Genomic DNA, 13,141 nt, shown 5'->3' with positions numbered 1-13,141 from the left:
TGCTATTTATAATATAATCGTAAACCCAACTCGCAGCAAGCTCTAGAAAAAGCTGCTATTATCAATTACTTATACGTGTTACTATGACTCCTAACGCCCGCTTTACAGAGCTTCTTCAAGATATTGAGCCAAGCCCAACGACGGTGACGCGGGCAATTCGAGCACACACAGCAATGCGCGATTTTCTCTACTATCATGAAACTTTTAAAAAGTTTCATATAAGCACTTTCCTGTCTGGCTCTTATAAACGAGATACTGCAATCCGCCCTCGTCTTAAGAATGGCGATCTTGAACGGCCAGATGTCGATATCATCGTTGTGACGAATTACACAACGGCTGATTGTCCCAAAAAAGTTGTTGACCAACTTTACGATGCAATCGCGGATGGCTATGAGCAAATTCGCCCGCAAGACCGCTCCGTGGGCGTAAGTACAGGTTATGCTGACATGGATGTTGTGCCGATTATCAAAGATTACAGTAGCGGCGGTTTTTTGATTCCTGATCGCACTTTGGTAGAGTGGTTGCCTACAAACCCGCCAATGCATACTGCATGGACTACGCAGATTAATGATGCTGCTGGCGGAAGGTTTAAACCTCTCGTCAAATTAATGAAGTGGTGGCGTCGGCATAACCAGGAGGTCAAGCGGTATCCTGAGAGGCATCCCAAAGGCTTTGTTATTGAGTGCATCACCGCAGAATGCATGGATTATCAAGAAACGCACTACGGTAAGTTGTTCGTCAAAACATTGGAAAATATCGTCACACGCTATCAACCATACTTGTCTTGGGGGCGGGTGCCCATGATTGCTGATCCTGGTGTGCCGGGCAACTCGGTTGCCAGCGGCATTTCCTACGAGGATTTTCAAAAGTACGTCAACCTTGCTCAGGAACATGCTGCACAAGGACGATTAGCATTACAAGAAGAAGACCCTGAAGAAATGACTAAGTTATGGCGAGATATTTTTGGCCTTCGCTTCCCTGCTACCAAAATCCTCAAATCCACGGACCTACTCGGAAATGCAGTATCTGTAAAACCACTATTTTTCCCTAATAGACCAGTGCAACCAAATAAGCCCGCAGGATTTGCATAATGGTATGGTTTCTCAATGATATGGCACGGCTTCAGCAGGAGCGAACCGCCATAGAGGAATTGAAGTCAACGGTAAACTGGCTTAAAGGCATCAGTTGGAAACTGGAAGGTTCCGCCCTTTGTATTGATGCAGATATTGAAGCGCATGGTTATCTCTACCCCATACAAATGGTTTACCCCGCGACTTTTCCTGCTAACCCACCAACAGTGAAACCAAGGGAACAAGGCGCTTTGTGGTCGTTGCATCAGTATGGACCTGGCGGTGAGCTTTGTCTTGAGTGGGGGCCGGATACATGGCTTCCAGAGATTACAGGATCTGAAGTAATAACCAGTGTTTATAACCTCCTTCACACAGAAAACCCAAAAGGTTCGGCAACAATCACCATTGCTCCCTCACGTCATTGTGCGACCATCGGTCAGGAAATGCGTTACAGTACGTACCGCTTTCTTGCGACACCATCCCTGTTGCAACACTTAACAAATCTGCCAAGGGAAACGGCAGGTGCCTTCAGTGCGATGGTACTTTTGCAAACAGATTCCATAACGGCTTTTGTGAAAGATATGGAACCCGAAGGTGGTGATATATGGGCGGATAAAATCCTGCCACAGCGCCTCGAAAAACATAGCGTGGTCTGGCGTGGTTTCTTTTTACGATCGCAAATCCAGACGAAAGATTTGCAAGCTTCTGGAATTAAAGCACTTAAAAACGCTGTTGGCAAATATGAGACTTTTTTAGAAGATTTGAAAAAAGCCCTGAGTCAGCCAGATGACTATCAAATTCTTCTTATTGAAGACATAACCGGAAAGCTCCATCTCTATCGTCTGCCAGGGAAAAGAGGCATAAAATTCAGACGTTTCGATAGTGTTACTCTTGAGAATGAGCAACCTGATATAAGGCTTGGCCCTGATGTTTACACGCTGTCAGGCAAAAAAGTAGGTGTGGTTGGATTAGGATCTGTTGGCAGCAAAATCGCTCTTTCCCTGGCACGCTCAGGGATTAATCATTTTGTATTGGTCGATGGAGATGTATTCTTACCAGGTAATATTCACCGTCATATCCTTGATTGGCGGCACGTAGGTGGACACAAGGTGGTTGGAATCGAAGATCAACTGATGTTGATATCACCAGCTATAAAAGTAAGTTATTGGAATTTAGAGCTTTCTGGACAAGAATCCACAGCAGCGGTAGCTGGCGCTCTGGAAGATTTAAGCAAGTGCGATCTAATTATTGATGCAACGGCAAATCCAGCAGCATTTAATCAACTGTCAATGATAGCGGTTCAAAGCAAGCGGGGTTTTCTATGGCTTGAAGTTTACGCAGGCGGAATTGGTGGAATGGTTGCGAGGTATCGTCCGGGTAAAGAGCCTACACCCCCGCTAATGAGAGCACATTACCACGCATTCACTGCTGGTATCGAGACTCCTCCGCCTGTTACTTCAGCACCTTACACCACTATGAGTCGAGACAATGAACCGTTGATTGCATCAGATGCTGATGTAGCAGTAATTGCTAATCATGCAAGCCGCATGGTGCTTGATTTCTTAAGTGAACGTGAACCATCAGCATTCCCCTACCCCATGTACCTAATTGGTCTTAAGCGGGGATGGATCTTCAATGAGCCGTTTCATACAATTCCTATCGATATAGCTGAATCAGCATCACCGCAAGCGCCGATTGAGCCAGCGTCTGAAATCGTTGCTGAAAATGCCCAATTTCTTTTCGGCCTTATGGAGGCAACCCAACATGCAAGTCCTCCTACCGAATAAGATAGCATCCAAACTTATTCGTGCTTTGCGTAAAGCTGGTCATCAAGAAATCGGTGGGATTTTAATGGGGGAGTGTCTGGAAACTGATTGCTTCAGAATTGTTGATCTGACTATTCAACAGCAGGGGGGAGCATTTGCCTCCTTCATTCGTAGCATTTCTTCAACGGTTGTTCCTCTTAAACGCTTTTTTCAGCGCACCAACCATGAATATCAACGGTTTAACTACCTGGGCGAATGGCATTCGCACCCTTCCTTTTGTACTGAACCGAGTGTCCGAGACATCCATACTATGTGGGAAATGCTTGACGATCCAACCGTAGGTGCGAACTTTCTCGTCCTGCTGATTGTGCGCCTCAACGCGACTGAAACATTGGAATCAACCTTAACTGTTTTTGTTCCTCAACAAACCCCATTTCAAGCAGAATTTAAATTGGAGAACGCTGAATGAATCCTAAAAAAAATGTTGTACCTACGTTACTGGATGCGACAGCAACAGGCGGTGATATCGCTGAAGGTGGGTTTAAATTTCAAGAACACCTAATTTTGGCACAAATTCCTAATTGGTTAGCTTGTAATGGTTTCAGTGAAATTATACGTGAAGCGCTTGGTGATGCAGAAGCGCGTTTTTTTCTACCTGAGATTGGAATAACTAGAGAGTTTGTCGAGTATAAGAACCACAAACTTACACCATCAGAATTTTGGCCGGAAGTTGAGCATTTTCAACAAATGGATCAAGGGCACCCAGGAACTTATCATCGGTTTACCCTAGTTTGTTCTGGCGTTTCCGATATACTTAAACCAATGCTTGCCGCACTGCGCCGCGTGCGGAATGCCTTTCCCTTTTATGAAAGCGCAGCATCCGTACAAGATGTTTCTTATCAAGCTTTTGTTGAGACCGTCATTAAGCTTGAAAAAGATGAGAAATTGGCACATTTTATATTTACAAAAGTATTTTTTGACGATGATCTACCAAAAGCAGAATCCTTAGCTTTTGAGATTTTTCGTCAATCGCTTGAACATCACATTCCGGCATTTCAAAACCTTTCACGCAAACATGCAGAAGGAACATGGAAGGATCTGGCAGCTTTAGTTAGCAGTCGTAAAGCCAAACCAATTCGGCGGCAAGAGTTAGAAGAAGTAATAGCAAATTACCTACCAGACAATTCATGGTTCGAGCGGCCGATTCATATTCATACCATAAGTCAGTCGCCAAAAGACGGATGGGAACTGCCTGTTGAGCTACAGTTTAACTGGGTTCAATTCTCAGGAGGCACCAGCCGAAACTATCCACCATCGGAAGTATGGAATCAAGTCCTTGTCAGCAATTTGCAAGCGACACGCACATGGATACTTACCTCTCAACGGCAACGGCAAATTCTTCTCACAGGTGAAAGACGGCTTTCGGCAAGTTTGGCAATCGGATCAGTTTTTAATGCCGTAAGTGGCTTTACTATTAATTTTCATTATCGAGAAGAAACTTGGGCAACAGATGCTCACCCAGATACTGATACACCTGATTATGTTTGGAATTTGATATCACCTGATGGTATTAATTCAAACTTGGCTGTTTGCCTCAGCATTATTCATGATATTCGATCAGATGTAACAGCATACCTTGCTGCTATCGGTAACCAGATGCCTTGTCTGAGCCTTCAAGGAAACAGTGCCATTCTTTCGCCAAAACATGCAAATGCAGCTGTGCGAAGCGCAAAATTAGCAATTTCTGAGGCTCTAACTAAGACGGGTGCTAAAACTTTGCATCTTTTCTTAGCTACCCCTGCTCACTTTGCCTTATTTCTCGGACATCGGCTAAATGCAACTTCTGTGATCCAGTGCTATGAACGCATTGACACAGCTATCTATCAACCAACATGCTGTATAAAGGCAACTTAATATTGAGAAATATATTTTATTTTTCAATAACCTATAAAATTAACGTTTCAAGCCACCCCTGTATAAGGATTCCGTTGAGCGCTTTCATACTGCTGATAGACGTGCAGGAAAACCACATTCGATAAATCGGTCACCTCGGTATCGTCATAAGCGTCAACGGGCAGGCCGGTATCATCGCTGTAAAGGTAGTTGTAAATGAAGGTCTTTACCTGGGCTTGGGTTGTTTGCTTCTCCTTCCAGTTCTCCAATTTCTGCAATTCAGCCTTCAGCGCTTCAATCAAATCTTGAGCAACTTTCTTCACCCGGTTCCGGGCTTGGGCGTTTAGACTTTCCTTCTTCTCGCATAACAGATCAAAAACAGCCAGGTATTCCTCATTCAACCCCTCGCGGACGGCGCGGCTGTCTTCTTCCGAGAGGTCTTTGACAAGGTTCAGCAGATCCTCGAAGGTTTTCTCAATCGTCACCTGCTCCGTTTCCTGGTTGTACTCTTCCATGATGGCCTGATAGCGGTTGTAGAAATTAATCCGGGAAGGATTCTGCCGAATCATACGCCGTAGCTGTTGGTCAACCCCTTCTTTCAGCGTTTGCACCTGCACGTTCTTGGTTTTGGACTGGGAAAATTCCGCTTGCAGCAAATCCCAGTTAATCTCGCTGATGTTGTAAAGCTTGCCGGAATCCGCCCCCGGCTCATGCGCTTCGCTGACGGTGATGGCGTTGCCGATAACATCATAGAGCGATCGCAAGACAGCATTCAGGTCGTGCGAGAGTTCCCGTTTTTGGTTAAGTTGTTGATAAATAGCCTGAATAGCGTTGTATTGAGGCTGGTAAGGCTGTGTCAGCTTCGATTCGCTGACCAGCGCTTGTTTTTTCTTCACCACTTCCCGCGCCATGACCTCGAAGCGGGCGCGGGATTCATCATTCTTGCAAACCGCGTTCAAAGCGGAATCCTCGTTTTCCTTATCCAGCAGAGCGAGTTTGTCGAATCCCTCAGCATCAATCAGCTGCTGCAAATCGAACCCCAGGCTGGCCAAGTGGTTGATGCAGTCCTGAAGCGCTGCGACATAATCATCCCGCAGCTTGTCCAGATCCTTGTAAGGTGCCTTACCGTCATCCCCTCCTTCGCTGCCGCCGTCGGCGCGGGCGTACTGAGCAAGAGCGGCCTGAAGGCTTTTCAGGATGCTGTTATAGTCCACCAGCAGCCCGTTGTTCTTGCCTTCCGCTACCCGATTGGCGCGGGCGATCGTCTGCATCAGCGTGTGCCCTTTCATCGGCTTGTCCATGTACAGCGTGGCGAGCGTCGGCACGTCAAACCCAGTCAGCCACATGGCGCAAACCAGCGCCAGGCGGAAAGGATGCTTGGAATTCTTGAATTCGGTTTCCAAATCACGGTTTTTGATTTTGGCGCGGTGCGGGCGAATATCTAAGCCGTAATCCTCAAAAAATTTGACCTCATCCCCGTCTTCGCTGACGACAACGATATACTCCGTCTCTATCAACCAGGTTAAATGGTGCTGCTGTTCCAGTTGATCCTGCCGATCAATGGCCTGCCTGACACGCTCTTCCTGGCGTGCGATCGCATTCTTCCAATGTTTATCAATCAGGTGCCACATCCGCACCGTCGTCAGTTTATCGAGACAAACCATCATGGCTTTGCCGGTTTGCCAGCGTGTCGTGTAGTGGGCCACCAAATCCTCGGCGATCCGGTCAAGCCGCTTCTCGGCGGTCAGGATAGGATAATCACTGCCCAAGCGTCGCATTAACCGCCGCTCATCTTCTTCATGAAGGTCAAACCGTGAAACCTCCGCCGCTATCCGCTCATTCAGCTCACTGGGTGTTGCCACCTGCTTTTGCTGGTCATCGTCAACATAAAACAGTTTCTCCCCTCGATTGTCGTAGAACAGCGGCACCGTCGCGCCGTCCTCGACAGCCCGCTGAAAATCGTAGGTGGAAACATAATCACCGAACACGTCGCGTGTCTTCTGGTCTTCGGCGGACGCCATCAACGGTGTGCCGGTAAAGGCGATAAAAGACGCATTGGGCAAGCCCTTTCGCATATTCTCGGCCAGCATTCCGTATTGGCTGCGGTGCGCTTCATCACACACGACGATAATATCGTCGCGATCGCTGTAATGCTGCCCTTCCTTGTTGAATTTATGAATCAGCGTGAAGACATAGCGAGGGTTGCCTTTCAACAACGCAATCAGGTTGTCACCGCTGACAGCCTGGGTGCTATCATCGCGCACCGCCTCAATGCCGGCAAAAGTGCGAACGATCTGGTCGTCCAGCTCCTCGCGATCCGTGACGATAAGAAAAGTAAAGTTTCCCGGCAGTTTGCGATGAACCTTCTCGCTGAGAAAGCCCATCGAGTAGGACTTGCCGCTTCCTTGCGTGTGCCAGAACACGCCTAATTTGCCTTCCCGCACTTTTCGATCCTGAATGGCCGTAAAAGCGCGGTTCACGCCCAGGTACTGGTGGTTGCGCCCCAGGATCTTGTAGGTTGCCCCGCTGCTGTCATCGAAAACAATGAAGTTTTCAACGATGTCCAGAAAGTTCTTCTTGGTGCATATGCCTCGAAGCATCGTCTCGAAGTGGACGCGACCTTTTTCCTCTTCCAACAACCGACGCCATTCATGGAAAAAATCAAAAGGGCTGGTAATGCTGCCCACTTTGGCATCAATGCCGTTACTGAGCATCACCATCGCATTGTAGTGAAAAAGTTCCGGGATGCTGTTCCTGTAAGCGGTGTAATTGCTCTCGTAGGCAACCTGAACATCCCTGTTGCTGCGCTTCAACTCGATGAACAGCAGCGGGATTCCATTGACAAAGCCAACAATATCAGGGCGTTTGTCATAAAGGGGGCCTTTAATACACAGTTCCCGCACCACCAGAAAGTGATTTCTCTCAGGCTGATCGAAATCAATAACCTTAAGAATCGGTTCCTTCGTTTCGCCTTGCGGCGTGCGATAGCTCACGCGGATGCCGTCGCGGATCAGCTTGTATTTTTCCTGGTTGATTTGCAGCAGGGTTTTTGACGAGGTGAAGGTTGCCAGCTGCCCGATTGCATCATCGTAGGCAGTAAGGGGATGACCAGGATTCAGCTCTTCCAGCGCTTGGCGCAGATAGCGGAACAGGAGCACTTCCCGATCATCCTTCCGTCCTAAAGTACCGGTGGGGCCAAAGATTTCAGTGTCATAGGCATAAACGGAATGCCACTGTAGCTCTTGCTCAAAGAAATCGGCGGTGGTCTTCTGGACAAGACGGTCTTCGGAATACTCGGTACTCATCGGCAGGGGGGCGGCTGGCGCACAGTCATTCATACACTAGTATTCCCACCCCATTCGGTATTATTGGCATCACCTACCGATTATCGTTGAATGGTGAAAATTATGTTAATAAGCAGCCTGTTAGCATCCCCATTGTACCGTGGTGTAGATTCGTTTTATACCTAAACAGCAGATCTAAGCGCGGCTGAAATCTGCTTTAAAGAAAATCATGAAGAAAAACTGTTCTTAGGTTTTTCTCCAAACGAATCTTAAACCGCGATACTGCCGTTCATGAGTTGGGGTAGCAGCTGATCGCGGGCTTCACGAAGCTTTTGGTTTTGTAAGTAGAGGTTAACTATCTGTTCATCCACGGGTTTTGATATTTTTTCAAAAGCTTGTAAAACAGAGTCTGTCGGTACCAACATCATCTGTTGACCTAGTTGTTTCTTGGTAACAGAATCAAAAATTGTTCCACCACCAATCATATCTTCCTGAAAAAAATGAGATTTTAGTTGATAAAATTGAAAAGACTGATAACCTCTACGGTTACGAATAGAAGATAATCCTCTTCCTATAATGATTTTATCCAAAGTAATATTCAGCCTTCCGACAGGAGCACGAACGCTACAAAGGATATCATCTTGTTCTGCAATGCGATTTGGTTGAGTACAGAATGTTTCATGTTCAACAAATCGACTGCCAAAATCTTTAACTCCTTGATGAAATGGTAGGCCTTGTCCCAATGTGTTATAGAAATTTGATGAGGGGCTTTGTCCCATTGTGATATGACAAACTTCTTCTAAAGGTTGATAGCTCCATTTTTCCGGTATACCATCAACTATCTTTATCTGTTCATATCCTGGAAAACGCAACTTTACAAACCATTCTTTGTATATAAGTTGTATTGATGATTCCAAAAGAGCAATTCGGCAGTTGTTATTATGAATAAAATCATCATAAGCAGAAATAAATTCAACTATTCTTTGCTGAGTTTGTTTTGGAGGAATTGGAACTTCTAGAGAACTAAGTATTTTTTGATTAAGATTTGAAATATTAGTACCGCTACCGTAAGCAGAAAGAGTTTGTCTAATAATGTCAGTTCTAAAAACATAAGCGTAAAATTGGGGAATTACATCATTGTTTTTAAAGCGTGCGCGGATGCAAAAACCTGAAAATGTTATTGATTCAGGTGGTGAATCAATAAGCATACTTCGCCCGATCAAATCTTTATTTCCATTAGATCTTACAAATAATATATCTAGATTTTGAAGCAAATCCTCTTCTCTTACGACTCCTTCAGGGTTAATTTCTTCTAAAGACTCATAATGCGGTTTAGTATAATCTTGGAAGTCTGCAACACCTATAACTTTTAATCCTTGCCCGAAACTGCTCTTGTCATAATTAATGCCATTGCGAAATTCGGCTAATTCTCCTAATGGAATAGTTTGCCAGTTCATCCTAACAATTCCTCAAAGTTCAATTGAATTTTTTTAGCCAATTCTGCGGCTTCTTCGTTAAGCCCAGCAAGCTGTATGTGAATATCCTGCAATCTCTCTTCAAACTCTTCTTCTTCTTCATTATTTGGTAAAGCTAGACCAACATAACGACTTGGGGTAAGGCTGCTGTCATTCTGGTCAATGTCGTTACGGGTAACGACGCGGCACAAGCCAGGCACATCAACAAGTGCCGCTTGGGGGAAGCGGGATTGAAGCCATAGTACTTGGGAATTGAAGTACAAGGTACTCTTGATCGCGTTGATAGCAGCATCGCGGGCGCTATCGAGCATGTCCCGCTGCTGGCGGATCTGTTTGCTGTCCCAGCCTGCGACCTTATCCCTTTTTTATCACTCTCGCCATAGTATAATCAAGAGCAAACCCCAGAACTGAGGTCAGTATTATGGTAGAGCCTCGTGAGCCAATACCCACAGTCAAATTTATAGACGAATACTGTCAAATTTATCAAAACATATTCCCAGAAGTTAGAAGTTTTGAGGCTTTTAAGTATCTACACATGGGTATAGTATCGGATATAAAACGTAAAACTCTACCGTCGATAGCAAAAGTTGTAGGGCTAGAGAATCATCAACCATTACACCATTTCTTAACAGAATCACCTTGGGATGTGGAAGAATTAAGGAAACAAAGATTAGAATTAATATTATACGTACTTCAAGGTCGCCCAATAGTACTAATTATTGATGAAACCGGGGATAAGAAAAAAGGAGAGACAACGGATTACGTCAAACGACAATATATTGGAAATTTAGGTAAAACAGACAATGGTATTGTTGCAGTTACAGCATATGGCGTTTTGTCTGGTATGACGTTTCCTTTAATATTTGAAGTCTATAAACCGAGAGAAAGGCTACTACCAGGGGATAAATATTTAACCAAACCCGAAATCGCGGCAAAGATGATAAAAAAATTGCGAACTATGGGTTTTAGATTTAATCTTGTTCTCGCAGATAGTTTATACGGGGAAAGCAGTAAAAATTTTATCCAATTATTAAATGAATTAAATCTGAATTTTATAGTAGCAATCCGCTCGAATCACAAAGCATGGGGAGTTACAGACTCAAAAGTCAAGTATTCAGAGTGGCAAAGATTCAAGCGCGTTTTTTCAGATTTAAGTTCAGAAAACAGATATATCAGAGAGATAGTCTGTGGAGATCATCCGGAAATTAGATATTGGCAAATTACAACGGATTTTGAAAATCTACCAAAAAATACAACTTGGTATGTGATGAGTAAGTTTCCAGAGATTACACCCAGAGAAGTTGGTAATTTTTATGGTTTAAGAACCTGGGTTGAATATGGCTTAAAGCAAAGTAAAAATGAATTAGGATGGGCTGATTTTCGCCTAACTAAGTATGAGCAAATAGAAAAATGGTGGGAAATTGTTTTTAGTGCCTATCTGTTGGTTAGTCTCCACTCAGAACAACTGCTAAAATTACCACCACAATCTGAATCTAATTTTTCATCTCATCCTTGGTGGGATAAAGGTAATGGATGGAATAGTATTCTGAATAACCTCCGTTTGATACTTCAACCATTTGTACTATTTAACTTAATTAAACCTTGGCTAAAAGTCTTTACAGTTCCTAAATTATCTGAGGGATTTTTTCAACTTCAAATGCTCGTCAACAACCTAACTCGTTCGATTTTTCAAAACTGCAATATTCCTTATTTCTACTTTTCCTCTGCCTAGAGTGACAAAAGAGGGTTATTCGCCGCCAGCTTTTTCTGCGCCAAGTCTAAGGCGCGGAATGTCAGCTTGTGAACTTCATTAATATGTTTCTGGATTGATTTCAACCGGGTAACGAAAGGTTCAAATTTCTCGTCACAGGCTTTCTGGGCATCATTGCTGGTCAAAGATTCAGCCTGCGTCGTGAACCATGCCAAGTGCGCCTTGAGATCAGCGAGGAGGCTTTGCCTTTCATCCGTCAGTACCGTCCATGCGTCCGCCTGCTCTGCTAACACGGCCTGCAACGCCTGCAAATCTTCATTGATCAGTGCAACCGACTCGTCATCAAACAGCGTTTGCTGAATAGCGTCGGTAGAGGTGTTAGCCAGTTGAGCAGCAAAAGCAGTTAGCGCTTGGGTCAAAGCATTAACCGATTCATCAAGCCCGTTCACGGCTTGTTCAATCTGGCTGGCCTGATGGTGCGTTTCCACCAGGTAGCCGCGCACCAGGTTGAGATACCGATCCTGCTCTCCTCGATACAGCCAAACGATCGCTGTAATGTTCTGAAGCTGCTCTTCGCTGAAGTCCCGCACCTTGCGGCTGATAACCCGGTGTATGCTACGGGCATCGATCATCAACGTTTTATTTTGACGCTCTGCCGGCTTTCCCCGGTCAAAAAACCAAAGGGTGCAACGCAGAGGGCGGGTGTAGAAAAAGTTGGTGCCGATGGCAATGACCACATCCACACCGCCTGTGGCGATGATCTCCTGGCGGATTTCCTTTTCGCCATGTCCCGCATCGGAAGCGGAACTGGCCATGACAAAGCCCGCCCGGCCTGTTTCGTTCAAATAGCTGTAAAAGTACTGAATCCAAAGATAATTGGCGTTGCTGACGGTTTTGGTCTTAATACTGATGCCTGGGATCTTTTTCTCGGTGAAGAGCCGGGCATCGCCTTTAACCTTCTCCGGGCTTACTCCATCCACGTTGAACGGCGGATTGGACATCACATAGTGACACGCCCCGATCAGGTCTTCCCGGCGATCATAGAACGTGTTGCCCAACCGGATATCGCCATCCAAGCCATGAACAGCCAGGTTCATCTTAGCCAGCCGCGTGTTGGTCTCGGATTTTTCCTGACCATAAAATGTAATCTTCTCAGAAGGATTATCGCCTGAGCGTTCAACGAAATACCCCGTTTGCACGAACATACCCGCACTGCCGCAGGCCGGGTCAAAGACTATCCCTTTTGACGGTTCGATAACATTCACGATTGTCCGCACCAAAGAAGGCGGCGTGAAAAACTCACCCCCTTCCTGGGCGCCGGACATGGCAAATTTATTCAAGAAGTATTCGTAGATTCGCCCGAAGATATCTCCTGTGGCTGTCCGCAGCTCCTCCCGCGCGAAAATCCGCACCAGGTCACGCAGAAGGTCTTTATCGAAAGTGGTGTATTCCTTGGGAAGAACGCCCTGAAGCATGGAAGACTGATTTTCAATTAGCTTCATAGCGGTATTGATAGCCGTTCCCCTGTCTGCATTGTCCGGCAGGTTCAGGATGAAATCGTAATGGGCTTCCGCTGGCAGGAAGATGGCCGCTTTCCCGGTAAAGTCGTCCTTTGTCAAGTCGCGCTTTTTACCGCCCCTGGATGGCAACGTCTTCTCAATCTCAGCTTTGACGATCTCGAAGCGATTGGTCGCATGGCGCAAGAAAATCAGCCCCAACACAGGCATACTGTATTCGGTCGCTGTCAGTTTGGAATTGGCACGCAGTTGATCAGCAGCTTCCCATAGGGAAGACTCTAATTCGCTAATGTTCATCATTCCTGTTAATCGTACCTTAAAGTTGTATGGTAGACGTTGCGATGCGTAGAACGGCTTCCCATATGTCATGATCCCTTGAAACAGGGGATAGGAGAAATTTTAAGATAATCGTTAATTTTTGGGTT

9 protein-coding genes are annotated in these 13,141 nt (G+C 45.5%); 5 read left to right on the top strand and 4 right to left on the bottom strand.

What is annotated here, in order from left to right:
- Positions 1-83 precede the first annotated feature (83 nt).
- The 4 genes from ACEYW6_RS08840 to ACEYW6_RS08825 are packed head-to-tail and all read left to right on the top strand — an operon-like array spanning position 84 to position 4,750.
- A complete protein-coding gene (locus ACEYW6_RS08840; RefSeq protein WP_412979411.1) occupies positions 84-1,091 on the top strand; it encodes an SMODS domain-containing nucleotidyltransferase in 1,008 nt (335 codons plus the stop codon).
- Positions 1,091-2,857 (top strand): ThiF family adenylyltransferase, encoded by a 1,767-nt coding sequence (locus ACEYW6_RS08835; RefSeq protein WP_412979410.1) that lies wholly within the window; start codon positions 1,091-1,093, stop codon positions 2,855-2,857. The genes ACEYW6_RS08840 and ACEYW6_RS08835 overlap by 1 nt, the downstream gene beginning before the upstream one ends.
- Entirely contained in the window at positions 2,835-3,305 is a 471-nt protein-coding gene (locus tag ACEYW6_RS08830; RefSeq protein ID WP_412979409.1) for a Mov34/MPN/PAD-1 family protein, read from the top strand. Before ACEYW6_RS08835 ends, ACEYW6_RS08830 begins: the two co-directional genes overlap by 23 nt.
- Positions 3,302-4,750, top strand: coding sequence for an SAVED domain-containing protein (locus ACEYW6_RS08825; RefSeq protein WP_412979408.1), 1,449 nt, complete (start codon positions 3,302-3,304; stop codon positions 4,748-4,750). Before ACEYW6_RS08830 ends, ACEYW6_RS08825 begins: the two co-directional genes overlap by 4 nt.
- Positions 4,751-4,797: 47 nt before the next feature.
- Here the strand turns inward: ACEYW6_RS08825 and ACEYW6_RS08820 are convergent, their stop codons facing one another.
- The 3 genes from ACEYW6_RS08820 to ACEYW6_RS08810 all read right to left on the bottom strand — a co-directional run bounded on the left by ACEYW6_RS08820 (position 4,798) and on the right by ACEYW6_RS08810 (position 9,799).
- A complete protein-coding gene (locus tag ACEYW6_RS08820; protein WP_412979407.1) occupies positions 4,798-8,067 on the bottom strand; it encodes a type I restriction endonuclease subunit R in 3,270 nt (1,089 codons plus the stop codon).
- A gap of 215 nt (positions 8,068-8,282) precedes the next feature.
- Positions 8,283-9,470 (bottom strand): restriction endonuclease subunit S, encoded by a 1,188-nt coding sequence (locus ACEYW6_RS08815; protein WP_412979406.1) that lies wholly within the window; start codon positions 9,468-9,470, stop codon positions 8,283-8,285.
- Positions 9,467-9,799: a hypothetical protein gene (locus tag ACEYW6_RS08810; protein ID WP_412979405.1), complete on the bottom strand. Its 333-nt coding sequence runs from the start codon at positions 9,797-9,799 to the stop codon at positions 9,467-9,469. Before ACEYW6_RS08810 ends, ACEYW6_RS08815 begins: the two co-directional genes overlap by 4 nt.
- Before the next feature lie 110 nt (positions 9,800-9,909).
- On the opposite strand from ACEYW6_RS08810, the gene ACEYW6_RS08805 reads away from it, so the two are divergent.
- Positions 9,910-11,220, top strand: a complete 1,311-nt coding sequence (locus ACEYW6_RS08805; RefSeq protein ID WP_412979404.1) for an IS701 family transposase — start codon at positions 9,910-9,912, stop codon at positions 11,218-11,220.
- Here ACEYW6_RS08805 and ACEYW6_RS08800 read toward each other — a convergent pair.
- Entirely contained in the window at positions 11,217-13,016 is a 1,800-nt protein-coding gene (locus ACEYW6_RS08800; protein WP_412979403.1) for an N-6 DNA methylase, read from the bottom strand. The genes ACEYW6_RS08805 and ACEYW6_RS08800 overlap by 4 nt on opposite strands.
- Between the last annotated feature and the right edge of the window lie 125 nt (positions 13,017-13,141).

Source organism: Nostoc sp. UIC 10607 (assembly GCF_047228265.1).
Taxonomy (GTDB): Bacteria; Cyanobacteriota; Cyanobacteriia; order Cyanobacteriales; family Nostocaceae; genus Nostoc; species Nostoc foliaceum_A.
The sequence above is the reverse complement of the archived record's forward strand: the minus strand, read 5'-3'. Positions and strand labels throughout refer to the sequence as shown.

Excerpts from the sequence above, each read along its gene's own strand:
- ACEYW6_RS08805 (WP_412979404.1), top strand. The coding sequence starts at position 9,910 with ATGGTAGAGCCTCGTGAGCCAATACCCACAGTCAAATTTATAGACGAA.
- ACEYW6_RS08815 (WP_412979406.1), bottom strand. The coding sequence starts at position 9,470 with ATGAACTGGCAAACTATTCCATTAGGAGAATTAGCCGAATTTCGCAAT.
- ACEYW6_RS08835 (WP_412979410.1), top strand. The coding sequence starts at position 1,091 with ATGGTATGGTTTCTCAATGATATGGCACGGCTTCAGCAGGAGCGAACC.
- ACEYW6_RS08820 (WP_412979407.1), bottom strand. The coding sequence starts at position 8,067 with ATGAATGACTGTGCGCCAGCCGCCCCCCTGCCGATGAGTACCGAGTAT.
- ACEYW6_RS08830 (WP_412979409.1), top strand. The coding sequence starts at position 2,835 with ATGCAAGTCCTCCTACCGAATAAGATAGCATCCAAACTTATTCGTGCT.
- ACEYW6_RS08800 (WP_412979403.1), bottom strand. The coding sequence starts at position 13,016 with ATGATGAACATTAGCGAATTAGAGTCTTCCCTATGGGAAGCTGCTGAT.
- ACEYW6_RS08840 (WP_412979411.1), top strand. The coding sequence starts at position 84 with ATGACTCCTAACGCCCGCTTTACAGAGCTTCTTCAAGATATTGAGCCA.
- ACEYW6_RS08825 (WP_412979408.1), top strand. The coding sequence starts at position 3,302 with ATGAATCCTAAAAAAAATGTTGTACCTACGTTACTGGATGCGACAGCA.
- ACEYW6_RS08810 (WP_412979405.1), bottom strand. The coding sequence starts at position 9,799 with ATGCTCGATAGCGCCCGCGATGCTGCTATCAACGCGATCAAGAGTACC.